Consider the following 24,143-nt stretch of genomic DNA (forward strand, 5'->3'; position numbering starts at 1 on the left):
GGCGCCCGGCATCGGCGCCAGCCACAAGGGTAGCAAAGGTGGTGCGCCGTTGCTCATCAGCAACAATACCATTCTGGAGGCAGCCCTCAATATTTCCTCCGTAGAAGGGCGCCACGCTTCTTACATCCGAACGGTGCGCCGCGGCAGCCCGCAAAGTATTCCCGGCCCGCTCACCTCTAAGCCCAAGAACTGGATTTCGGGCGACGATAATGGCGGGCTCGCGCCCATGTACACGGCACCCGTGTATGCCCCCAATATGCCAGCCGAGCAGTACCCCAGCGAGGCCAACGTAACCCAAGCTGGCGTGAATCTGGTAACCGCCTTTGGGGTAACGACGGCAGAGGCCCAGGAGGCATTTAATTAGCCCCTAGCCCCGACGACCGTACTGGCCAGCTCTTGTGCATTGTACCCACCCGTAATCGTTAGGGCTAAGTGGGTTCATGAGAAGTTAGAAACACTGGCCTAAGAGCTCACCTGGTGCGGCGCTAGCCAACGCGGGCGCCGGACACCGCGTATACAAAGGCACACTCCCCGTTTAGCTTTAACCAAACCTCCTATGGAAACTCCCAATAGTAACAATAACACCAGCTCTTCGCAGTCGAACGACGAGCGCCAGCCCGAAGGCCAGTATTTCCCCGGCAGCCACGATACCGGCCTGAATGCCGATGATAACTCCGGCAGTGGCGGCACCGAAGGTGGCCAGGAAATAAAAGGAGCCCGTGTGCGTTCTGGTGCGCCTAACTACGACGCCCCCGGCAACGCCCAAGACGGTGACGTAGGCGGCAACAGCATTAGCAGCAGTACCGGCGTATCAGGCGGCGAAATTGGCCAAGTAACCCTGTAAGTGGCCTAGCAGCTACGCTGATATAATTTGATGTAAAAAGGCCCTCCTCCGACTGTCGGAGGAGGGCCTTTTTAGTGAGCTACTTAAAACTGCGGGAGGCTTTTAGCCTTTAACCTTGCCTGCCGCCGGACCTGCTTGCACCGTTTTTATTTTCTCGGCTACTTCCACCATGGGGGCCACCCAAATGTCTTTTTCGTGGGCTTTCAAGTAGCGCAAGAGCTGGCGGTGCGCTTTCAAGTCGACGTTGAGGCCGTGGCCGCCCCCCACACCGTGAAACAGAAACACCAGCAACGTGTGCGACTGCTGAGCCTTTTTCACGAGGTCAATCAGCTGCTCGCCGGTTTGCCCGTTAATCATGTAGCTGTCGATGTTGGTCAGGTCTACTTCGGCGGCGGTTTGTAGGCCACCCGTTACGCCACGAGCCCCGACGAAATCGTTCTTCAACTGATCGTAGAACTTCACGCCCCCGATTTGTAAGTCGCCGCAGGGGTAGGCAAAGGTGCGGGCGGTTTTGCCATCGATGGCATTGAGCAGCACATTATTGGCTCGCACCTCGCTCACGGCCCGGCTCACGGTGTACTTACTTAGGTCGTTGTCGGGCGTTACAAAGCCACGGCCGGGTAGGCTGCCGTCGCAGGGGTGCATCAGGGCATGGTTGCCCAACTCATGGCCGCGCTGGGCGGCACGGCGCCACTCCGGCAGACGCTTAGCTACCACGGGCGAGGAGCCGATAAGGTAGAATGTACCCCGAAATCTCATGGAATCGAGGGCCGGAATGGCATTGTCGAGGTCTACATCGATGGCATCGTCGTAGGTCAGCACCACGGCGCACTGCTTGTTATTCCAGGTAGTGGAGGGTTTAGTTTGGGCGTAGCCAGCAGAGAGGCCTAGCCACAGGAGGCTAGCGGCAGAAAGGAGGGGAGCAAGGAAACGCATAGAAATTCGGTGGGTGATTCGGCAGGCGGAGGGGCTAGCCTCTACAAAAGGGCTTTTGTGGTATGTTAAGAAATTCACTTGCAGACAAATATCAGCGCAATTGGGCGGTAGTTCTGCTGTTCTGATACTGTTGAAACCGAATTATTTGTTGAGTATATCCAAATATACTAATAGTACCTTGCTTAACAAGGTACTATTAGTATATTTGGATACTCGATAACGGTTCTTATTGTGCCAGCAGGTGCATAGTGGCCTAGGTGAGGTAAGGAATTTCAGTGCTTATCTATTCAATATTATGAAAGTCTACAGATCAATCTTTGCCGTTGCATTAGTGCTACTTCTACTGCTGTGCGGTACGGCTATTGAAGCGCAGACTTATTCCCAACGGCTTGATAGTGCAGCGTACTACCTAGGGCAGAAGAATTATTGTGCCGCAACCAGGGCATTTGCCCTGGCATTTATTGATAGCACGCAGGCAAGTCCTTTCGACTTGTATGCCGGAGCCGGGGCGGCGGCTAACTGTGCGGGGCGACAAGGGCAGGCCTTGCGCTGGTTGTTGCAGCTTACCCGCCGAGATGATGTACCCATTACAGATCGAGATATCGACCAAATGGCGCAAGACGCTGGCTTAGTCAGCTTACGTACCTACCCCGAGTGGAACCACTTTCTGCGCAGCTTACGGGCAAGCGCGGCCACCCGCGTTGCCAAGGTCCAACAAGCCAAAGCTGAATGGCAACTGACAATAACCCAGCAAGCGCTACCTGCCGCTGTAAAAAAAGGAGCCTACGCCCCGGCACATTCTGGCTTTGCGCTCTACTATGCACCCGTTGATACGGTGCGCGTGCCCTACCTCGTGTATGTACCCACCACGTATCAGTCCACCCGCCCAACGGCTTTGCTCGTGTACCTGCATGGTGGCATTGTGAACACCACGCAGTTTCAGGCCGCCGACCCTGGGGTGACGCAGGAGCCTATTTTTGCGGTAGCCTCCAAGCTAAATGCGCTGGTATTATATCCGTTTGGCCGCCGCTCGTTCGGCTGGCTTGAGCAGCGGGCGGCCCTGGAGAATGTACGCACGATGGTGGAGCAGGTCAAGCAACGCTACCACGTGGATAGCCGGCGCGTGTACCTAGGAGGCATGTCGAACGGAGGCACTGCCGCTTTCTGGTACGCCTGCAATTCGCCGGCGGGGTTTGCGGGATTCTATGCCATTTCAGCTCGGCCTACTAGTTCTCTCGGCCCGCTGCACTTTGCGCAGCTTCACCAGGGCGCCCCGCTGTACTCCCTGCATACCCAGGATGACGACGTAGTGGCCTACCAAGAAGTGCAAGCTGTATACACGCAACAGCGCACCCTTGCTCGGCAGTGGCACTTCGAGTCGCGCCCCACGGGTGGGCATGGTTTCTTGTATGGCCCAGATGGACCTGCTGCCCTAGAGGCGTTACTACTTCAGCTTATGAAGAAATAAGGGGAGATAATCAGTCCCACGATCCACGGCGAGGGGCTATTTTACTTCTGCCACTTCTACTCGCCGGTTGCGGGCGTCGGGAGAAGGGTACAAGGGGCGGGAGTCCCCGTAGCCAACCGTGCTGATGCGGCCAGCATCTACTCCGGCTTTCACTAGGTAGGCTTTCACGGCCTCGGCGCGCTGCTCCGAAAGCACTTGATTTTTCTCGGGCTCGCCAATTTTGTCAGTGTGGCCTGCCACCCGAATCTTCAGCAGTGGCCTAACTTTGAGCTCGCTCGCTAGTTGGTCGAGCGCTGGCAGGCCTTCGGATAGCAGTTCAGGAGTACCTAGCTTAAACAGCACGGTAGGCAGTACTACCGGAGTAGGCGCCAGCACGGGAGCCGGTGCGGGCAGAGGCCGGGCCGTATCTTGCCGAGCCACTTCCGGGCGGCTGGGGGTAGCCGGGGCGGCGGGAGCAGGAGTAGGCCTAGCCGGAGCCGGCTTAGTTGGAACTGCCCCGCTTACCTGAATATTGATGGGCACCGCCGCGCTCTGCCGGGTAGGATAAAAGCCTTGGGTGAGGTAAAATGTAGTGGTTTTGGTGAGCTTGGTGCGATAAGAGTTGCCCGTATTTACGGGTTGCTTCAGCTCAGCGTCGGCGTACCACAGCACGTTTCGGCCCGAAACCCGAATGGTACTCTCAGCCCCGGCCGCCACTTTAGCCGCCGATTTCAGCTTTACCCGGTAAAACGTGAACGTGCCCACGTCGCAGTTACCGATGGGCTCGTAGGTGGCCCGGCCGGTGAGCTTTTCCAGCTTGGGGTCGTAGGTAAACGTAATAGAGCCCGAGCACCAATAGGAGCCAGGCGTGCGGCCGGTTTCGTTGAGTTTCTGCTGGTGCTCCAAAACCAGACCGGTAGCGCTAGGAGTGGCCTGCACTTTAAACGTGACGGTCACCCGGGGCTCGCCGCCCACCTCTTGGTACAAAATACCAAACAAGGTGTTGCCCTGGCCTTTTTGCAGGCGTAGCTCGGCGGGCCAGGTCGCATCGGGGTCTCGCTCACCCGTGTCGGTTTCTACACCTTGCCAAATGCCCGCCAACGATTGAGCCTTTACCGGCCCAGCCATCAGTAGAACCAGTATGGTTAGTAGTTGCCAAATACTGCCTTTCATTCTGCTAAGTAAAAACTCTTAGTTGGACACTATCAAGTGGCCTAGAAAAACAAAAAAGAACCGTCTGCTGCGAGTAACGCGCCCGACGGTTCTTTATTCTCATGTTGGTTAGGTAGCGTTATACAGCTCCGCCAGAATCATGTCAACTACTCTCTAATGTCTGGTCCCGTAGGCCAGTATCTTGACGCTTACACAGCAGGGGCAGTGAAGGATGTACTGCTCTAAGCCAGGTAGGCCATATCCTCTTCGCTCAGTTTGATATCGGCCGCTTGCAGGTTTTCCCGCAGGTGGGCTAGGGAGGACGTGCCCGGAATAGGCAGGATGACAGGGGAGCGGTGCAGCAGCCAGGCAAGGTTAATCTGAGCCTCGGTGGCGTTGTGCTTCTGGGCTATTTCGGCAATTTTATTGCCTGCCTTAGGTAATCCATGAATCAGGGAGAAGAAAGGAATCAGCGGAATTTGGTGCTGCTCACACAGATCCAGCACTTCCTCACCACCGGGGTTGTCGCCGTGGGCTGAGAACACGCTAGTGCGCTGGGCATAGCTGTACATATTCTCCACGGTGGCAATGGGGCCCAGCGCTAGGCCAGCCTCCAGTTGCTCACGCGTGACGTTGCTGAGGCCTACGTGCAGGATTTTGCCTTCGCGCTGCATGTCAAACATAGCCCCCAACTGCTCCTCCAGCGGTACGGGGCCTTGGCCCATCAGGCGTAAGTGCACCAGCTGTACCTGTTCCTGGCCCAGGGTACGCAGGTTGTTTTCAATACTCTGGCGCAGGTTTTCGGGGCGGTTGAAGGGCACCCAGCTTTTATCGGGGCGGCGGGTGGCACCTACTTTGGTGCAGATGACAAGATCGGAGGAATAGGGATATAGTGCCTCACGGATGAGCCGGTTCGTGACGTCCTCGCCGTAGTAGTCGGCCGTGTCGATGAAGTTGACGCCCAGCTCCACGGCGGTGCGCAGAATCTGCAGGGCTTCGGGGCGGTTAGCGGGCTCCCCCCAAATTTCCGGACCTGTCAGGCGCATAGTGCCGTAGCCGAGGCGGTTAACGGTGAGGGGATAGGCAGAGGTTGGAGCGATGGTGATGGTAGCAGACATACAGATAGTGAGATGGAATACGTTGAACCACGAGACATAACCCTTGGTTGCCAAGCTGACGAATAAGCGGGTAGGATACTTTAGGCCGCTCGTACATCATTTCGTTGCAAGATGGCTGAAGTAGAAAATAAGAGTTGATTCTTACTGGCCCTTGGCTGCGTTCAGGCTGAGTTTCGGGATGGTTCTGTCCTTCACGTATAAGCTGGCCCGTTCCTGCTCACTTGTATCGGATAAGGCCCACCATACGTCAGTGCCCTTGGTGCCAATCCGGACAGCTTCTTTATACTGCCCGAAAGGCCGCTCGTAGTTCATGGTGAGGCCCGCAAACCCGGTTTTGTCGTTCACAATCATCTCTACTGCGTCTTGATTCTGCCGGTCGAGGGCAATGACGCCGCGGCCATTATCGAGGAAACTCATACCACCGCGCTCCTGGCCAGTTTTGTCATGAATAGTTAGGCCATATGAAGCAGCAATGCGCGGATAGGTCTTGCCCTGCAGCACTGGGTCGGGCGCCTCACCTAGAACAACGCGGTCTTGTCCATCGGGTCCTAGCACTACCAACGAGGCCGTGGGTGCATCCTTCCGCTGGCGGCCCGTGGTTTCATTGGGTGCTCCCATGAGGATACGAGGCTTCCCGGCGGCGTCCGTAATAGTGATGCCGCGCACATGCAGATACTCCGTTTTGCGGGCCACGAAACCCGTTAGCATTACCCCCAGCACTGCTAGGCCACCCAAGGCGCCCAGCAGGCGCTGCCGCTTCAGCTGCTTTTCCAGCTTTTCAATTCTGTGTATAAGCGCTGCGGAGTCGAGGTCAGGCGTGTGCATGATGAAGAACCAGTAACAGATGTGGCTGCCAGTGAGTTAGTTGGCTAGTCTTGTCAACCCATACGCGTCTGCTACTAAGTGGTTTACACTTGGCCTACGGGCACAAAAACCTACTTCTTACTGGTGCTAGTAGTTTGAAGGGCCAAAGGCCGTATCTCATTTACTAAGGTGAGTAGAAGCTTGCCGGGTTCTTCGAGGGGAATAAGATGGGCCGAGTTTTCAAACCAGATGCCTCTCTTCAGCGGCGCTTTCACTTGGGCCAGCCAGCTAGCAGTAGGCTCGGAGGGCGTAGTATAATCATGACGCCCCATGAGCATGAACACCGGGATAGGAAACGATTTTACCGGTTTAAAATCAACTTGTAAAAAGGCCGGTAGTATGCGGCCCAGCGTAAACAAGCTACCCTGGTCAATAGCCTCCACTTCCTTGCTGGAGTATTCGTAAGAAAGCAATGGGGCGTTGAAATAGTACTTCGACTCGGAGCGGTACGCCGACAGACCGCCATAGTACTGAGGCCACTTTCGGGCAATGATAATTCGCTTGCGGGTAATGGGTTGGTTGCCGGGGTAGGGAGCAATGGAGCGTAATTCTTTGAGAGTTACTTCGTTGTGTTCTGCCGTGGCACGTTTCAGCGCATATTCGAAGCTCACCCGCTCGTTTTCTTGGGTATTGATAACTTGCCCAATGCCCACGTAAGCGTAAAATAAATCGGGGCGTTTGAGGGCAGCTTGCATGCTCACGATGGTGCCCCAACTATGGCCCATCAGAATAACCTTTGGCTGGCCGTACTTTTTTCGGAGTAGTTCAGCCAGGTCAATGGCATCCTGCACGTACTGCTCAATGCGGATGGATGGAGCTAGGCCAGTGGTATCGTTGGTGGCGTAGGTTTTGCCGGCTGCCCGCTGGTCGTACTGCACCATGGTGAAGTATTCCTCTAGTGGCCGCTGAAACATCCACGATACGGGCGCCATTGGCGACGCGGGCCCACCGTGCACAAATAGAATAATGGGGTTGCGCTTGTCTTGCCCCCGAACATATACCCACTGCTTTATACCCCCAATGGCCACGGTATACGATTCCTGAACTCCATTGGGCGAGACTATTTTGCTTAAGTCCGCCAGAATAGCCTTGCTGTTGGCGTACTCATCGGTAAGCCCACTGGTCTGCGCAAACGATGCACTAGTGCCCAGCAATAAGAGCAAAAAAAACAAGCCGGGGCAGTGAGAGTAGTTGCATAGCAAGCAAATAGAAAAGCTGTGAGTGGCCTAGAACCGCAGAAACTGGCTACGCTCTGGCTGAGCAACTGCATCAGGCGAGGATTTGGACGCGGCTCACTCCTTATAGTACTCCTTTATGGGGTAAGTACGGGTGGTACTCGTCCAGCGGCCATTGGTTTTGCGGCGAGTTTTCACCAGCACATTTTCGCCGCCGCGCGCATCTTCTTCCAAAGTCAACACTTCGCTCAGACCTTTGCCAGGCACTACCTCATACTCCGTGGTCAGGTGCCAGCAGCACCCGTCTTTTTGAAACGTAGTGAGACGCTTATGGGCCTTATCAACCTGAAACATGCCGAGGTTATCGGACGCCAAGGCCGTTAGCTCAGGGCTGCGTATAAAGCGGCGGGAGCGGCTGGCGTACACGTACACGTCGTAAGAAGGGCCGTCGTAACTGCTGTGGTTGCCGTTGCGGATGGCCAGATCTTCGGTGCCATCGAAGTTGAAGTCGTTGAAGATGAGCGTACTCTGCTCGCCGTACAGCTGTACCGTGTTTACGGTAGGTTGCTGGCCCTGGGCATCGAGGTAAAAGGAGAGGTCCTCAGAGGTGAAAGTCTGGACGAGTTGCTTGGTTTGCTTGCTGTACAGCTTGATGGTGCCCGCCCCCTCGCAGTGGTCATCGGCGCAGCCCGCGACAGTAATGGTAGCGTAGTAGCGTGTAGAGCCTTGGGTAACGGTGAAGCTGCGCTGACTCCAGCCCGGCAGGGCGTGGCCTAGCAGAGAAGCAAGCAGAAAGGCGCGGAGCATGGGGAAAATAGTAGCTTAAATTAGTGGCCTTTAGATAACTAGTATACCTCCAAGTATTAGACAAGTACTCCTGCTTCGACAGGTAACTACTGAGAGATTTTGCTAGCTACTTATAATGGTTATTTGCTGGAACTAGGCTTCAACGGCCCCTTTCTCGTAGCCAATCCATTCATCTAATTACCAGCTGAACGGCAAGTAAAGCTCCAAAGAATTGGATGAGATAATACCCGGCGGCAATCCCAACCAGAAACACGATTGGGCTATAATAAGCCAGAATAGAGTCGTGTCCGGGTTTTACGATGGCCGCGCCCCCCACATGAGGGCTTCAAACAAGATGGATAGACCTAGGCCTATCCCGGTAATCCGAAGCGACTTGGTAGTAGATGAACTTGACATGTATACTAAGCTGAGATCTATGATAGATTTTTTTAAACTATTGCTTTAGGCTAATACCCGTGCCGGGCTCTGCTCTGAATGCGCTTCTCCCAGCGCTTACGCTTGGGCGCAATGTAGCCGCGCAGATGCTTCTCCATCACCATCACGGCGCAGGGCGCGGCGGCCGTAGCCCCAAAGCCGCCATTCTCAAAGTACACCGCCACAGCTATTTTAGGCTTATCAGCCGGAGCGAAGCCGACGAAGGCCGCGTGGTCGTCGCCCTCATCGTTTTGCACGGTACCGGTTTTGCCAGCTACCGTAATACCTACATCGGCTAAACTGGAAGCATCAGCCGTGCCGCCCTTCTGCATTACAGCTACCATGCCCGGTACCAGGGCCGCAAAATGAACACTGTCGATAAGAGTGTGGTGCTTCTCCGTGAAGCGAGGTAGTGGCCCGCCCTTTCCAACGGCACGCACCAAGTGAGGCGCGTAGTACCAGCCGCGGTTGGCAATGATGGCGGCCATATTAGCCATTTGCAGGCCCGTCAGGTTGATTTCACCTTGCCCGATGCTGAGAGAGTAGATGGAGCGGTAGTTCCAGTTGCGGGTGCGGCGGGCTTTGTCGTAGTACTCGGGGGTAGGGAGGAAGCCCGGGGCTTCACGCGGCAAGTCCACCCCCAGCACCGAATCAAGCCCAAACGACCGAACATAGCGGCGCCACTCGGCCAAGTTCACGTGGCGGGCTGCTACCGTATCGGCCACCAAGCTATCGGGCACCGCGTTTATCAGGTTCTGCATTACCTGATAGAAATAGGGGTTGCAGCTGTACTTGAGGCCCAGGGTCAGGTTGGTGGCGGGCTTGTGGTGGTGCACGCAGCTCACCAACGACTGGTCGCAGGGGAAAGCGGTGGCGGGCGTAATGGCGCCCAACTGCAGGGCTACGGCGGCATTCACCAGCTTAAACACCGAGCCCGGCGGATTGGCCAGCATAGCGGGCCGGTTCAGCAGGGGCATGTTTTCGTGCTCCAGCAGTTCAGCCCGCACCCCGGCCTGGTCGGGGGCAGTGATGGTGGCCGGGTCGTACACCGGCCCCGACACGTAGGCCAGTATCTCGCCGGTGCATGGATCGAGCGCCACGAGGTAGCCCTTGCGGTTGCCCATCAGCTTTTCGGCGTAGGCCTGTAGCTTCACATCGATGGTGAGGTGTAGGTCCTGGCCTTGCTGGAAGGTGGTGTCTTTGGCCCACGTGCCGTGCTGCTGGCCCTTGGCATCAAGCAGGGGGTGCAAGTACCCGTGACGGCCTTTGAGCAAACCGTTGTAATAGGCCTCTACGCCGCCGTTGCGCAGGCGGTAAAACCGGCCGCGTCGGTAGCGCTGGGCTTGGCGGTAGAAGGCTTGGGCCTCACTGCCGAGGTAGCCCAGCACGGCGGCGCCGGCATGAGTAGTATAGGTGCGCTGGTGGCGCTGACTGAGCAGGAGGCTAGGCCACTCGGCGCTGTCGCGGCGGACCCGCTGGGCTTCTTTGGCCGTGAGGAGAAGCTGTACCCGGGTTTGAGGACGGGCCCCGGGGTAGGGCAAGGCCTCGGCAATACGCCGGCGCACAGTGGTGGAGTCCCAGCCTAGCAACTGGCCTAGGGCCAGCGTATCGAGCGGAGGGCGGCGCGGCAGCTTCAGTAGAAACACAAGACGGGTATCTACCAGCACCGAGTCGTGGCGGTCAAGGATGCGGCCCCGGATCAGTGAATCAGTAATGACCACGCGGCGCTTGGTGTATACTTCGCCGGTTTTCGGGTCTTGGGTGGGAGTAGTCGTGTTGTGGTCGGGCGACGAGCAGGCGGCCAATAAGACCAACGATGCCAGCAGAAGCCTACCCCAACGAGTAAAAGCGGTACGCATGGGGTAAAGCTAGGCAATTGGCATTCTTCGGAACCGGGCTTCTCGGCGAACAAGCCCGGTCACTGGCTTATTAGCGAAACCCGCGGCGTGGTGTCATGTGGCCTAGTACAAGTTGTAGGGAACAACTCACTAGCCCGTCATGCTGCGCGGCGCCGGAGCATGACGGGCTGGTTGGCTCAATACCTACTCTCTATTGTCTGGCTAACCTGTATAGGCCAGTGAGAGCAGGCCTTATTCGTCGGAGTTGCTGGAGGCTTTGGGGCCACCGCCAAACATGAGGGCCATGGTCTTCATTCCAATCTGGGCGGCATCCTTGGCGTAGTCGAGCACCGGCGCGGTGGTCGTGACTTTCAGGTCTTGGTCGGTTACGGGCTTTGCCTGCACGTTGGTAAACTCGTAGCGCATCTGCTGCTTGCGCTCCTTATCGAAGTACACCACCAAGCGCGTGATGCCATTGGCCTCATTCACGTACACCGGATGGGCAAAGTTCAGGCTCTGCGGAATCTGCTTAGACGTCCACACATCCAGCGCTACGGGCTTGCTGGGCAGCTGGCCGGGGCCCTCGGGGGTGCTGCCGGCGGCGCCAGGCTTAATAGTATAGGTGGTTTTCTGGCTGGGGTAACCGGCTACCAACTCGGTTTCAGTAGTCGGGCGCACGGTGTAGTCGGTGGTGGTTACCACAATGCTCTGCCAGCTCCGCTCCACCGAGGCCGCGTCGTAGGTGTAGTTCACGTTCTGGGGCACCGACTGGGAGGCAATGCGCAGCAGACCTTTGTTGGTGGCGTTGTTGAAGTAGTTTTCGAGGTGGTAGGTGAGGGCGTCGGTGGTGGCGCGCACTTCCTTGCCTCGGCAATACAGAGTGCCCTTGCGCGGCAGCATCAGCGCCCCGATGGTCATGGCTGGGCTGAGGTTTGCGGCGGCCGCCTGAAACTGCTGCTGCTCAGTAACAGTAAGGCTGGCAGCCAGCTGCTGTATCTGGCCCTGAATGTTTCCCTTGGTTGGGTCGATGCGGTTGAGCAGCTTATCGTAGGGGTTGCCAGGCAATGACACGCGGGTGGTGATGATTCCCTGGGTGAAATCGGCTACGGGGGGCGTGGCCGCAGTAGGAGCGTGGCGGTAACCGGCCGCGGCCAGCAGCACCGTAAGCGGAAGCAAGGCCCAGGCAGATGAACGAGAAAGGCGCATGATGGAAGGAGGAGAATATTTATGGCGCCAAATCTATATATAAAATCTGCTTAGTAAGGTCTCTAACCCATCGGGGCAAGCTGGTAGATTACAGCCTGAAACTCTTAAAAATTAGCACGGCAGATGCGGCGCGGCAGCCAAGTGACAAATAAGGTCTTGGATAACTATTCCAGCAGAAAACCGGTAGCAAGCAGAACAACCCGCGGCTGCAGAGGTTACCTGCCATATACCCCCGATGAACTACTCCACCTACACCTCTGAGCTTTATACCCAGCCGGCTCTGCAAACCAGCGACGCGCAGAAATGGCCGGGGGTGCGGGTGGAGCGTTACCAATTGGCACCTGGAGGGATGCCGGCGCATTTTCATGGGCAACACCTGCTGCTGGTGCACCAAGCCGCCGTTCATTCCCACCGACTGCAAGGAAGCCGCGTGGAGGAAGGGCTATTTCGGGACGGCGACGCGGGCTTGTACCCCGCCGGAGAATATGGGCCTTCTGCCTGGGATGAGCCGGCGGATATCATCAACGTGCACATCGACCCAGAGTGGCTGGAAACTCTCGCCCGCCAGAGTTTAGACCTAGTGCAGTTTAACCTTCGCGAACGGTTTCAATTTGAGGATGCGCTGTTGCCGCACGTTGGGCGCCAGTTGCTGGCCGCCGCCGGTAAGGAGCATGCACTAGGGCAGTTGTATGCAGAATCGCTAGTGAACACGCTGGGCTACCACCTTATCGAGTTCCATGCCACCTTCGAGCGGCGTATTGCCGGCGCTGGGGCGCAACTGCCAGCGGCCGTAATAGCCCGCATCGACGCTTATTTAGAGGCCTACGCAGAGCAGCCTATTACGCTGGCCGCGCTGGCAGATCTGGCCAACCTGAGTGTGTTTCACTTCGCCCGGCGCTTCAAACTGACTACCGGCCGCTCGCCCTATCAGTACGTGCTCGACTGGAAAATCAAGCGCGCCCGCCACCTGCTCCGCACCGGCGACCTACCTGTAGCAGCCATCAGTGATGCGCTCGGCTTCGCCTCGCCCGCCCACTTCTCCGCGGCGTTCAAACGGGCAGTAGGCGAAACACCCCGCGAGTTTCAGCGCGGCTAACTAGAGCAAAAGACTAGTTCCCCTCCTTAGATGAGGAGGGGCTAGGGGTAGTTGAAGTGCTAGGATTAGAAACTAGTGCTAGTAATTGTTTAACGAGTAGTCAATCATCCCTAACCCCTCCTCAGCTACATTGGGGAACTAGGTTCCAACTCTAGGCCACAACTGGAGTGAGCAAGAATGTATAAGAAGTGAGCAAGAATTGGGTAGGGTGCTGGAGGGGTTGCGGGCAACTTTGCATCATGCAAACAGGCAGTTGCCTGGTGCTTCACCCCACACTTTCCTCTTTATGCATACGCTCGAATCAACACCCTACACCCCGCTCACGGAAACCCTGGACATGTACTCCGATGCGGAGCTGATTAAGAAGCTGCCTGGCTTCACCAATCATTATGTCTCTGTCAATGGCATTCGGCTGCACTACGTGGAGGGTGGTAGCGGACAGCCGCTGATTTGCCTGCCGGGCTGGCCTCAAACCTGGTGGTCGTATCACCCAGTGGCAACCCAGCTAGCCGAGCACTACCGCGTCATCATCCTGGATATCCGGGGTATGGGCACCTCGGACAAGCCTGCCACGGGGTACAACAAAAAGACTATGGCCCAGGACGTGTACTCCCTAACCCAGCTGCTAGGCCTCTCGAAGGTGGCGCTGATGGGGCACGACATCGGCGGGATGGTGGCGTTGAGCTTCGCCTTCAACTACCCCGAGGCCACCGACAAGGTAGTACTGCTGGATGGTAGCCACCCCACCGAAGGTATGCGGTACATGACCATGCTGCCCGCCCCCGGCACCTTCGAGGCTAAGATGGACGGCGACAACCCCTACATGTGGTGGATGGCCTTCAACCAGATCAAGGAACTACCCGAGCAGCTGCTGGCCGGCCGCTTCCGCTACCTGCTCGACTGGCTTTTCAGCTACGTCATGATTGATGAGAGCCATATGTCGGAGTTCGACCGCCAGGTGTACGCCGCTGCCTACAACCACCCCGACAGCATCCGGGCGGCTACCGGCTGGTACCGAACCTTCAATCAGGATATTGCGGACGCCAACACCTACCCCCGCCTGACTATGCCAGTGTTGGGCGTTGCCAGCTATGTGGCCTACAACCATATGAGCATGGGCTTACCCCACGTAGCCGAAAATGTACAGGTAATTGGCCTTCAGAATAGTGGCCACTACATGTTCGAGGAAAAGCCCGCTCAAGTGCTGGAGGCAGTATTCAACTTCCTGCAATAACTCACTCGCATCAACTGTCCCGCACCTAAGCCACGTCACTTAGCTAGGCCTAGGCCTCTTGGCTGGGTACCCTCGCAGGCTGCATCTGAGTTTGCCGTCGGCGGAAGTATACGAAAAAGGGGAGCCCTGTCAGGATGAGGCCTAGGCCTAGCAACGACTGCGTAGGTTGCGTAATAAGCGTGTGCCCGGTGAAGGTGAGGGCGAACAGGATGAGTATGAGCTGCACGAAGGGGTAGCCTGGCACCGGGCCTGGAATACGGCCCTGGCGCTTCATCTTTACCACTGCCACCGCCAGCAGGCCATAAAACAGAAAAGTGGCGAAAATGACCAAGTCAGTAAGTCGCTCGAAGGTGCCGGATATAATCAGCAGGCTGCTCCATGTGAAGGTAAAGGCCAGCGCCCGGTGAGGCGTGCGGTAGTGTGGGTGCACTGCCGCGGCCGATTGAAAGAAATACCCTTCCTGGGCCATGCGGAAATGCACGCGGGTGTGCGAGAGCAGCACCGAGTTGAGGGTGCCGAATACGCTGACCAAAATCAGCACCGTTACGCCCGTTTTGCCCCACTTGCCCAGCAAGCCCTCGGCTACCACGGCTGCTCCAATTTCGTTCGGGCCGATGGCCGCCAGTTGGGCCAGGGGTAGGGTACGCAGGTACACGTAGTTGATGAGCACGTACAGCACAATGGCAATGCTTACCCCACCAATAATGGCGCGGGGCACGTTGCGCCGCGGATTTTTGATTTCACCCGTTACGAAGGAAAGGTCTACCCACCCATCGTAGGCCCAGAACACGCTGAGCAGCGCCCCGAAAAAGGCACTGGCCAGCGACACCTCCTGCACCGGTATTACCGCCACTGTTGTGCCGCCAGAATCTGGCGCAGTCAGAAACAGGCCCGCCAGAATAAGCAGGAGAATACCCCCAATTTTGGCCGCCGTAAACACATTGCTTAGCCGCCCGCTTTCACTCACCCCGCGGTAGTTCACCCAAGTAAGCGCGGCCGTGGTGGCAATAGCCAGGAGCTTAATGCCGGAGTCTGCGAAAGGGTAGATGAGCCCACCGATGGAGAGGTGCGCCCAGGCCTGGGCCGGGTTGGGCAGGGGCAGCAGGGCATTCACAGATTGGGCGAAGATAAAGGCCAGTGCCGCCACCGATGCCGAGCCGATGATGGCAAAATCCGTCCACCCAAACATGAAAGAGGCAAAGTTGCCGAACGACAGTCGCAGGTACTCGTACACGCCGCCCGATTCTTCGGTCAGGGAGGCCATGCCCGAGAGATTTAGGGCCCCACAGATGGTCACCATCCCCGCCGCTACCCAAGCGGCCAGAATCCATTCCGCGTTTAGGCCACTCTGCGCCAGCGGCACGATTTTCTTAAACACGCCGGAGCCAATTACAATGCCTGCCACCAGCAGGGTCCCACTCACTACTCCAAAGGCTCGAACCAGAGTAGCGGGAGCAACTGCGGGCGACTTTTCTAAGTTGTTCATTCTTCAAGGTAACCAGTTATGCTGCAGTGTTAGACTGGCTGCTCGACGGACAGGTTACGCGCAGAAGGATAGGCCTAGCGGCATTAGGTAGCAGAAAAGCACTAGATGGATGCCCCGGGGAAACCAAGAGGCGTTTTATTAATCGTTGATTGTCACTGACTGCTCGCGTTTCTTTATGCTTTTACACGTAATAAAAGCGCTTAGCTATGAGTCTAGTGTTAAGCGCACGTGGGCCTGCATAATAATAGCTTGCGTAGACTACAAGCACGCAAGGGACACAGTCACCGGCTTCTTTCGACAGCTGGCAACTGTGCCCCTAAAAAAGAAATGCTTGCTTATTGAGGTAGGCCTAGGCCACTACCATGCGAGTCGCCCACGACTGATGAATCTCTTCAAATGTGGTGCGCAGGTTTTTGGTGATATCCCAGTTGGGATAGTGCGCCCGCATTTTACTTAGGTCGGAGATGTAGCAGATATGGTCGCCCGCGCGGTTTTTATCTACATAGTCGTACAGCATCTTCTGACCTGAGATATCTTCGATCAACGCAAAGGCCTCCAAAACGGAGATGGAGTTGTCGCGGCCACCGCCAATGTTGTACACCTCTCCAATGCGCGGAGCCGCAATAAATTCTTCCATGAAGCGGACTACATCGTGCGAGTGGATATTGTCGCGCACCTGCTTGCCCTTGTACCCAAACACGGTGTACTTCTTCTGCTCTAGGTTACACTTGATTAGGTAGCTGAGAAAGCCGTGTAGCTCTACACCCGAGTGGTTTGGTCCCGTGAGGCAGCCCCCGCGCAAGCAGCAGGTCGGAATATCGAAATAGCGGCCGTATTCCTGCACCATCACATCGGCCGCCACTTTTGATGCGCCGAAAATGGAATGCTTAGACTGATCAATGCTGAACGACTCCTTTATACCATCGTGGTACTGGGCATCGGCGAAATCCCAGCGGGTGTCTTTCTCTACCAGATTGAGGCTGTTGGGTGCATCGCCATACACTTTGTTGGTCGACATATGCACGAAAACCGACTCAGGGCAGTGCTGACGCGTGGCTTCGAGCAGGTTGAGAGTACCAACGGCATTAACGTCGAAGTCGTCATAGGGACGTGAGGCGGCTAGGTCGTGGCTGGGTTGAGCGGCAGTGTGCACAATAGCGTCGGGGCGAAGTTGCTTGAGGGTCTCGCTAACCCCCGTGCGGTCCCGGATATCCAGCTCAATGTGCTCGAAATTCTTGAACTCGGCGAGCAGCCGCAACTGGTTCCAGCGAGTGTCGCCGTTGGGTCCGAAAAAGTCTGCCCGCATGTTGTTGTCAATGCCATAGACCTTCCAACCACTCTGGCAGTACTTGCGCACTACTTCACTCCCGATAAGCCCGCTGGAGCCAGTGACTAATATCTTTTTCATAAGGCAAAATGTATGGTGATGAACGAACAATCATGTAGGCAGGCCCCGTGAGTTGGGGTCGGAATAATGGGTGGGATGCAGAAATAAAAAGGGCAGCGGGTAGTGCTAATTCGCACTAATAGTGTGGACCTGATCTAAAAATGATTTGATAACAATGTTCCGGTCAAACTGATGAACATAGTTGTAAGCATTTGATTTATATATTTCGAAATCGTGTTGTTTTTTTAAATATTTAGTCAGTAAAGATTCCATTTGGTCTATGTCGCCAAATTCGGAAGAAATGCCTAGCTCGTTGTGTGTAATGACCTTGTAAATCTCAGAATCCTTGTCGGCTGATATAAAAATCAGCTTTGCCTTAGCCATAATTCCTAAGAGCTTAGACGGGAAATATACATCTCCCGAATCTTTCTTCTGAGATAGGAAAACTATATCGGCATCAGTTAAGAAATTAAAATAGTCTTCTTGATTTAGAAAATCAATAAAATGTAAGTTTGGAATATTCTTTTGCTGGGCGTATGATTTAAGATTGTCTAAATCTCCTCCTTGACCAATAATTAAGAAGGTTAAGTCGTCACGGTCTCTGAATCTTTCACTTAAGTCGATCAATACCGAAAGGCCTTGCTTTATCCCAATATTGCCAGCATAGCCAATAATGGTTTTGTCGCGGTACTGCGGAAACTTCTCCCGGAACTTGCCCTGCAAGCCTTTGTCTTTAGCTTCGGCAACATCAATCCAGTTAGGCCACAAATAGATTTTCTCGTCCTCAATTCCCTTTCGCTTAATTAAATCTAGCATGCCAGTGGAAATAGAAGTGGTCAGGTCGGCCTTTTTGTAGCTGTACTTCTCAATTCCATTCATGATTTCAACGATGGGTAGCTTGCCCACCATACCCAATGACTTGGCCGCATCTAGCTGCAGGTCTTGCACATTGATGATGAGCTTAGCCCCCCATAGCTTTTGAAACAGGGTGCCCATGAGGCCTAGGTTAATAGGCGTTGTAAACAGGACAATAGTATCGTGCTTGCCTGCTCGCAAGAAGTTGATGAAGGCAAACGTGATAAAGGAAATCTCCTGCACCATGCGGGTGAGGGTGGTTACCTTCTTGGGCACGTAGAGGTAGCCCCGCAGCACCTTGATATTCTTGTACATATCGGTGCGGAAAAGCTTGCCCTTGTCCTCTGGGCGCTTCACCCACTTAGGATACCAAGAAAAGCCCGTTACGGCGGTTACCTCGTGCCCTTGCTCCGCGGCGTACGTCGCGAAGTCAGTGGCATACAAGGAAATGCCACTGTGGTCGGGCGCAAACGTCATACTGCTGACTAGAATTTTCATAATCCGGAGGGGGTATGGTCGCTCACGAAGTGTAGGCCAGGGCAGGGCCCAGCCACTGATAGCCGCGGGCTAGTACTGCGACTTTAGGATGGAGTACAGGTGGCGTTGTCCCTTATCGGATAAATGAATACCATCCCGGTAATCATCTTCCTGAAAGGCGTAATCCAGTTCCTTGATGAGAGGAATATGATGCTGTGCGCAAAACGCAATGATTTCGGCTCCTTGAGAATTATAAGCGCCTCGCTTCAATTCTTCTTGATCGGCGTGTAAATAAATTAGAAGTGGAATTTTAGCGCTATCTGCATACGCCGCGAAATGGCTAAACCCGCTGTTAAAATGCATGCCTTCTTGATACTTGCTAATTAGCAAGTTGTCGTTTTTGCTCGGTGTCTTGGTTTCTTGTGGTGCAATATATTGCGCTATGTACCGCGGATATAAATACCGATCAAATAGCTCGGTTATGCCAAAGGCGTATTGCTTAGTTGGGTAGCTGGGAATTACGCCAACAATTTTTTCAAAGTTCATGTTGTCGTAAGCATCGTGTGAGCTTACAACTAATAATATTTTTTTAGCACCGAAATTGCCGTATTTTTTAAGGTAGGCGTAGCAGTTGTCTGGCCCCCACGATCCGGCAGCAATATTCGTGACCAGTATGTTTTGCTTGTTTTTCTTGGTTAGGTAATTTGTTAGCAGCGTAGTGGCTAAACTGTCTTGGTCAGTTTGAACCCCGCCGTTAAGTACTGAGTCGCCAAAGCCTAATATAACTTCAGAATCAGCGGCCGTGATTTCTCGGTTGCGTTGAGAATAAGAATTGTAAAAATTATTTTTTAAAAACCGATAACGCTTTTGTGGAATAGGAATGTATTCAAAATCCTTGTCCTCCCGCATCAGCACGGCATCAGTAAAGCCATATACCTTGCGTAACACGCCCTCCATCAATAAAAGGCCAAACAGCAAAAATCCCCCCACGATAAAGTATTTTCTCCGACTGCTAACGGGAGCTGGTTTGTCTTTAATTGCCTTAACAAGCTTGACGGTCGTGTTCATTGAAGGAAGGATGTTTGATGGATATCAGTTAGCGCCTGTTAGCGCCGATTGGCGTGCTTAGCTTTAATTCGGTTTTGATATCCACCCACAATTGCAGCAAGCCCTAGGCCTGCTGCAGCGCCAACCACACCCCATCCAATATCTCCCCAGTCAAAAAATCGCTGCGGCAGAAACAACTGCCCCAGTTCCGCTATTACCACCACGGCAACTAAACTGGTAAAGGCCATTCCCCACCAGGGCCATGGGTGTTCTTCAGCTATCAACCACGCCCCTACAAGTAGGCCTAGAAACACGAAGGGTATACCCGTCCGGATTTTATCATTGCGGTCGGCATCGGCCCACTGGCCTAGCCACCCTGGCATAAACCAGAGGGAGCTAAGTTTGGGCAGTGGTAGCCAGCTTAAGTAGAGCACGAGCAGGGTGCCAATGGCTAGTAAAGTCAGAAGTATTCCAAGCCGCATAGAAGAGGGGGCCGGTAGGGCCCTAGCTAAAGGCGGTGAAAGAGTAGGTTAGAAGCGACGCCTGATTAGGCTTCCTGCAGGAGGCGGTTTTCCTTGATCTTGCAGTAGACCTGCGTGAAATAGGACATCTTGAGAATGGCGAAGGCCAAGCCCCGCGCTCCGTCGCGGAACCCCCCCAACAGGAAAAAGCTACCGCAGAAATAGGCCGGGCCTATCAGCACGCTGCGCATCAGCCGATACTTGAGCTGCTGCTTCCAGGTCCAGCGGGTGGCTACTGTCGCATCGGAAGATGACTTCAGAAAGCGGGCAGCTTCCCAGCCTGCGTATTCGTTATGCTTGGTCACATAGTGCGACAAGCCGCGGAAGTCTTGGTGGTCAATCTTGTGGTTTATCACCCCTACTTTGCCCTCCAGCACGGGGTGCTCGTGCACCTCCATATCAAGCTTGCTCCACTGCTTTTCATCAATCTGCTCGTACTCACCGGCGCCTACCCGAAACAGCGCCAGTTTGCGCAAAGGGTAACCGCCACGCAACTGCTTACCCATGAAGTAGATAGTGTAGCTCAGCCAGTACCCAACCTTATCAGAGCCAGCATCGTCGCGCAAGGTTTCGCGCAGCTCAGCCTTAAACTCTTCCGTCAGATACTCATCGGCATCCAGGAACAATACCCATTTAGTATCGGGGGTATGATTGCGCAGAAACCAATTTCGCTTCTTCGGAAACTTGCCATCCCACTCAAAGTTGAGCACGTCTGCCCCAAAGCGCCGCCCAATGTGCGGCGTTTGGTCCGTGCTCCCCGAGTCGATGATCACAATGCGACGAGCCAAATCAGGGCCAATGGCCGCCAGGCAGCCAGGCAAGTTCTGCTCTTCGTTGCGCACGGGAATAGCGATAGTTAAATCAAGTGTAGGCACCCTCATGAACTTCTAGAGTTTAGTCTTAGTAGTGGGCCATGGGCATGGGTTGCCGGCCGGGTGACGCGGTAGATTTACTGTCGTATGGGGGGTGGGATGGGAAGTAGGACGAGGGGCCGCAAGGGGGGAGGGCGGCACCAGAGCGTAGGTAGCTAAGCGAGGCGCGAGGCCAAGCTGGGGCGGTTAAACCAGGACCGCCCGGTCCTTAAGGGGTTTACAAGGATGTCCGGCGCATACCATCCAGTCTGGCATGTCCTTGGTAACAACGGAGCGGGCACCAATTACGCAGCCCTCTCCAATGGTAATACCTGGGTGAACAAAGGCGTCCGCGGCTACCCAGGCGTGGTCTCCCACCGTGATAGGGTTGGTAATCAGAGGAAAACCAGGCTGGGTATAGTCGTGAGTGCCGGCTACCAAGTGAGCACCCTGAGAAACTACGGCTCGTTTCCCAATGGTGATTTTCCCTTGGCAGTAGAGAATGGCACCACTGGCAATGCCACACTCATCGGCTAAATCCAGATTCCACGGCGCCCAGATCTTGACCCCTGGGTACACGTGAACTCCTCGTCCGACTTTGGCCCCGAAGCATCGGAGTAAGAACGAACGCCAAGCGTGCATCGGCCGTGGTGAGTAGCGAAACAACAAGGCCGAGAACATTCCCCACAGCAAACGTCCTAACCGGTTGCGCCGGGAAAAGGATGGTCCGGTGTGGGTGTTGGAATTGACAGCCATTTTACGGAAATAAATTTATAATCAAAAAAATCCAATGAAAAATTTACAAAAAATTGCTAAATAGTTCAACTACATTATGATTTATACAATAATCAAATGGATATTATTGATCTAAGAAGTGTGCATGCTAATATAAGCTATTAGTAGTCAATGTTTAACACTGAGTAGAGCCTTTTGCAAAGAAATATCTAACCTTTGAGCAGCAGCGGACACTGCAAATTGGCTTTCATAACAGGCTCGGGCTCGCGTGCACATGGCCTGCTTTTGTGACTCCGAGAGTTGATACCAAGCCGTTAATAGAGCTTCGGTGCCAGCTTGCGTATCAGGAGCTACTAGGCCTGCTCCGCTCGCCTCAATTTCCTGCCATATATTCACCTGATCTGAAATGAGCACGGGTTTGCCGCAGGCCAAGGCTTCTACCACGGCAATGCCGAAATTCTCTTGGTGGCTGGGCAAAACAAAGGCTTCGCACCCGTAAAAAGCGCCCCATTTAGCATCCCCAGTTAGCATGCCGGTTAAGGAAATAGTTCTTGCTGGAGTTGCTTGAGCTTGAGAGGCCCGACTAATACTCTGCCCATAAGCAGTAGCTAAGCCAGGGCCAGCAATGACCAAGTGCGGGGCTGCTGGCTCCTCAACGGCTGTGGGCTCTGCACTGGTTGCTGCCAAAACGGAACTGGTTGGGACATGGGCGGCTACCTTAACGAAGGCGTCAACGAGCAGGTCAACTCCTTTTTTGGGATCAATTCGGCTTAGAAAGAGTAGATAGGGCTGATCTGGTAGCTCAGTAGGGCAGGCTTGCTGAAAGGCCGTATCCAGGGCGGGCGTGTAATGCGGTGGTTCCTCTACGCCTAGGCCTACAACCAGCTCACGAGCAGGATGGTAAGGGCGGAAAGGCTGCCTGGCCAGTTGGCGCTCAGCTTCACAAGTGAACAGCACGCCCGCCGACTCATTCACTAAGGCTGCCTCCACCAGCTTCCAGTAGGCCCAGTTGCGAGCCGCTTTGAGGCGTCGCCCGCCGGCCCGTTGAAAATAGGGGTCGAGCATGCCGTGGGGCATAATAAAAAGCTGAGGCAGAGCACCCACGCCTGCTTTACGGCATCGCGTTAGGGCCTTTCGAACAGCATATCCGTGATAAAGCCACAAACCGTGCAGAATAACTACATCGAAGCGGGCTAACTGCGCTACCAGCCAAGGGATTAGATGAGGACTGTATTGCCAGGGGCCTTGGGCCGGACCGAGCGCATGAATGGGCAGGGGGTCAGTGCCTAGGAATTCTGCATCCGGAGCATCTAAACTCACAATTTCGCTGTAAGCCCCAATACTTGCCAGCCCATTCACCATGGTGCGCACGGCTTGACTCACCCCACCCAATTGAGGGTCCATGCGAGATATGACGTGTAGGTATTTCATAGGAGGTTAGGCAGAAGCAGCAGTCGGTGCTTAAAAAAGTTAGCTTATTAATTAATACCTTAGGTCGTGTTGGATATTATTTGCTTCTACTGGATTTATTAGATAGTGCTTGTGGCGATTTTGAGTAAAATATTTTACTTTTTAGTTATAGCGTTGCTGCTTAAATAATATTTATGAGATATGTAATCTTTGTCTTTATAACAATATAAGTGTATTTACTTGATTTGTATAGTGGCTTATAATGCAATGATTAAATAAAAATTACTGAAATGCAGTTGATTTAGTAACTCGGTTAAAAATTGTGGCTACCACGAACTTTGGTGATAGCACTGAAGCAGTTAGCAAAAGCCAGGAAAAACTCAGGTATTTCCGGGTTTTCATGGCAAAGCTGGCTTCTCGATGATAGAGGATGGAATAGATGTAGCGCTTGCGGTCTAGTTTCTTCCACCAGGGGTCTTGGTCGCGGGCAGCTTTAAATTCAGCGTAAGTAATCTCGGGCTGGTTGGAGCGGCGGCGCGTGGTGCAATGAGCAGCGTAATCCATCACCTCAAAAGTGTGCACGGGCTTTGTTGCCGTAATAGAGGATGGATGTACCCGGTATTTCATCAGGATTTCCTGCATGATGACCAGCGAGTATCCCTTTTCTATCAGGCGGTTGAAGAAGTCGAAATCATCGCAGGGCCAGCACTGATTCCGTAACCCCCCGGCTTCGAAGAATGCAGCTTTACTTGTCATAAAGCCAGTAAAGGCACACTTCACAAACTCATTGTTAGCCAGTGCCTGTTGGCATTCTTCCACGGTACGGAGGCCTAGGTACCGCTGCACGCCCAAAAACTCGCCGGTGGGGCTGATGTATGTGCAATGGCAGCTTGACGCTCCTATGGCTGGGTTAGCTTCATGGAAGGCCACTTGCCGGGCTAGGCGCTCTGGCAGCATCACGTCGTCGGCGTCAAGAAAGGCGCACCAGTGAGCTTGGGCCTTTTCCACCAGCTTGTTGGTGGCGTTGCACTTGCCCGCATTAGGCTCAAAGAAGGCGTGGATGCGGGCATCGGTGGCAGCGTAGCGGCGGATGATGTCGGCCGAGCCGTCCTTGGAGCCGTCGTCGAGGATGAGCAGCTCGAAGTCGGTGAAGGACTGGCCTAGTACGCTCTCGATGGTTTCCGCCAGGTAGGGCTCCTGGTTGTAAACGGGCAGTATGACAGATACCGTGGGGGCCATGGTG

The 24,143-nt window shown here is 54.6% G+C and carries 22 protein-coding genes; 5 read left to right on the forward strand and 17 right to left on the reverse strand.

Going from position 1 to position 24,143, the window contains the following annotated elements:
• Window positions 1–10: 10 nt before the first annotated feature.
• Both EU556_RS23710 and EU556_RS23715 read left to right on the forward strand, forming a co-directional pair.
• The gene (locus tag EU556_RS23710) at window positions 11–364 is read left to right on the forward strand and encodes a ferritin-like domain-containing protein (protein ID WP_262709676.1); all 354 of its coding nucleotides are present in this window, start codon (window positions 11–13) and stop codon (window positions 362–364) included.
• Window positions 365–556: 192 nt separating this feature from the next.
• Window positions 557–844 carry a hypothetical protein gene (locus EU556_RS23715; protein WP_135436730.1) on the forward strand — a complete coding sequence of 96 codons (288 nt, stop codon included), beginning with the start codon at window positions 557–559 and terminating at the stop codon, window positions 842–844.
• A gap of 102 nt (window positions 845–946) precedes the next feature.
• Here EU556_RS23715 and EU556_RS23720 read toward each other — a convergent pair whose 3' ends face one another.
• A complete protein-coding gene (locus tag EU556_RS23720; RefSeq protein ID WP_135436731.1) occupies window positions 947–1,780 on the reverse strand; it encodes a polysaccharide deacetylase family protein in 834 nt (277 codons plus the stop codon).
• A gap of 295 nt (window positions 1,781–2,075) precedes the next feature.
• On the opposite strand from EU556_RS23720, the gene EU556_RS23725 reads away from it, so the two are divergent.
• Window positions 2,076–3,248 carry a dienelactone hydrolase family protein gene (locus tag EU556_RS23725; RefSeq protein WP_135436732.1) on the forward strand — a complete coding sequence of 391 codons (1,173 nt, stop codon included), beginning with the start codon at window positions 2,076–2,078 and terminating at the stop codon, window positions 3,246–3,248.
• Window positions 3,249–3,284: 36 nt separating this feature from the next.
• Here EU556_RS23725 and EU556_RS23730 read toward each other — a convergent pair whose 3' ends face one another.
• From EU556_RS23730 to EU556_RS23760, 7 genes are all read right to left on the reverse strand, one after another.
• Window positions 3,285–4,400 carry an OmpA family protein gene (locus EU556_RS23730; RefSeq protein WP_135436733.1) on the reverse strand — a complete coding sequence of 372 codons (1,116 nt, stop codon included), beginning with the start codon at window positions 4,398–4,400 and terminating at the stop codon, window positions 3,285–3,287.
• Window positions 4,401–4,621: 221 nt separating this feature from the next.
• Window positions 4,622–5,497: an aldo/keto reductase gene (locus tag EU556_RS23735; protein ID WP_135436734.1), complete on the reverse strand. Its 876-nt coding sequence runs from the start codon at window positions 5,495–5,497 to the stop codon at window positions 4,622–4,624.
• Between the two features lie 141 nt (window positions 5,498–5,638).
• Window positions 5,639–6,322: a hypothetical protein gene (locus EU556_RS23740; RefSeq protein ID WP_135436735.1), complete on the reverse strand. Its 684-nt coding sequence runs from the start codon at window positions 6,320–6,322 to the stop codon at window positions 5,639–5,641.
• A 110-nt stretch (window positions 6,323–6,432) separates the two neighbouring features.
• Entirely contained in the window at window positions 6,433–7,533 is a 1,101-nt protein-coding gene (locus tag EU556_RS23745) for an alpha/beta fold hydrolase (protein ID WP_135436736.1), read from the reverse strand.
• Window positions 7,534–7,653: 120 nt separating this feature from the next.
• Complete coding sequence (locus EU556_RS23750) at window positions 7,654–8,343, reverse strand: XAC2610-related protein (protein WP_135436737.1); 690 nt, start codon at window positions 8,341–8,343, stop codon at window positions 7,654–7,656.
• A 446-nt stretch (window positions 8,344–8,789) separates the two neighbouring features.
• Complete coding sequence (locus EU556_RS23755; RefSeq protein WP_135436738.1) at window positions 8,790–10,616, reverse strand: peptidoglycan D,D-transpeptidase FtsI family protein; 1,827 nt, start codon at window positions 10,614–10,616, stop codon at window positions 8,790–8,792.
• A 231-nt stretch (window positions 10,617–10,847) separates the two neighbouring features.
• Complete coding sequence (locus EU556_RS23760) at window positions 10,848–11,801, reverse strand: hypothetical protein (protein ID WP_135436739.1); 954 nt, start codon at window positions 11,799–11,801, stop codon at window positions 10,848–10,850.
• A gap of 235 nt (window positions 11,802–12,036) precedes the next feature.
• Here EU556_RS23760 and EU556_RS23765 point away from each other — a divergent pair, with 235 nt between their 5' ends.
• Entirely contained in the window at window positions 12,037–12,897 is an 861-nt protein-coding gene (locus EU556_RS23765) for a helix-turn-helix transcriptional regulator (RefSeq protein ID WP_135436740.1), read from the forward strand.
• Window positions 12,898–13,183: 286 nt separating this feature from the next.
• Window positions 13,184–14,131 (forward strand): alpha/beta fold hydrolase, encoded by a 948-nt coding sequence (locus tag EU556_RS23770; protein WP_210116360.1) that lies wholly within the window; start codon window positions 13,184–13,186, stop codon window positions 14,129–14,131.
• A 49-nt stretch (window positions 14,132–14,180) separates the two neighbouring features.
• Here the strand turns inward: EU556_RS23770 and EU556_RS23775 are convergent, their stop codons facing one another.
• The 9 genes from EU556_RS23775 to EU556_RS23815 form a co-directional block, all read right to left on the reverse strand.
• On the reverse strand, window positions 14,181–15,617 hold the full coding sequence (locus tag EU556_RS23775) for an APC family permease (RefSeq protein ID WP_135436741.1): 1,437 nt from the start codon (window positions 15,615–15,617) through the stop codon (window positions 14,181–14,183).
• 349 nt (window positions 15,618–15,966) lie between these two features.
• Window positions 15,967–17,025 (reverse strand): NAD-dependent epimerase/dehydratase family protein, encoded by a 1,059-nt coding sequence (locus EU556_RS23780; protein WP_135436742.1) that lies wholly within the window; start codon window positions 17,023–17,025, stop codon window positions 15,967–15,969.
• Between the two features lie 105 nt (window positions 17,026–17,130).
• Window positions 17,131–18,357 (reverse strand): glycosyltransferase family 4 protein, encoded by a 1,227-nt coding sequence (locus EU556_RS23785; protein WP_135436743.1) that lies wholly within the window; start codon window positions 18,355–18,357, stop codon window positions 17,131–17,133.
• A gap of 69 nt (window positions 18,358–18,426) precedes the next feature.
• Window positions 18,427–19,404, reverse strand: coding sequence for a hypothetical protein (locus EU556_RS23790; protein ID WP_135436744.1), 978 nt, complete (start codon window positions 19,402–19,404; stop codon window positions 18,427–18,429).
• Between the two features lie 38 nt (window positions 19,405–19,442).
• The gene (locus tag EU556_RS23795; protein ID WP_135436745.1) at window positions 19,443–19,865 is read right to left on the reverse strand and encodes a VanZ family protein; all 423 of its coding nucleotides are present in this window, start codon (window positions 19,863–19,865) and stop codon (window positions 19,443–19,445) included.
• 65 nt (window positions 19,866–19,930) lie between these two features.
• On the reverse strand, window positions 19,931–20,785 hold the full coding sequence (locus EU556_RS23800; RefSeq protein ID WP_135436746.1) for a glycosyltransferase family 2 protein: 855 nt from the start codon (window positions 20,783–20,785) through the stop codon (window positions 19,931–19,933).
• A gap of 177 nt (window positions 20,786–20,962) precedes the next feature.
• On the reverse strand, window positions 20,963–21,511 hold the full coding sequence (locus EU556_RS23805) for a DapH/DapD/GlmU-related protein (protein ID WP_135436747.1): 549 nt from the start codon (window positions 21,509–21,511) through the stop codon (window positions 20,963–20,965).
• A gap of 147 nt (window positions 21,512–21,658) precedes the next feature.
• Complete coding sequence (locus tag EU556_RS23810; protein WP_135436748.1) at window positions 21,659–22,921, reverse strand: glycosyltransferase; 1,263 nt, start codon at window positions 22,919–22,921, stop codon at window positions 21,659–21,661.
• A gap of 261 nt (window positions 22,922–23,182) precedes the next feature.
• Window positions 23,183–24,139, reverse strand: coding sequence for a glycosyltransferase family 2 protein (locus tag EU556_RS23815; RefSeq protein ID WP_135436749.1), 957 nt, complete (start codon window positions 24,137–24,139; stop codon window positions 23,183–23,185).
• Between the last annotated feature and the right edge of the window lie 4 nt (window positions 24,140–24,143).

The sequence above is a fragment of the Hymenobacter fodinae genome, from assembly GCF_004745825.1.
In the GTDB taxonomy this organism is placed as follows: domain Bacteria; phylum Bacteroidota; class Bacteroidia; order Cytophagales; family Hymenobacteraceae; genus Hymenobacter; species Hymenobacter fodinae.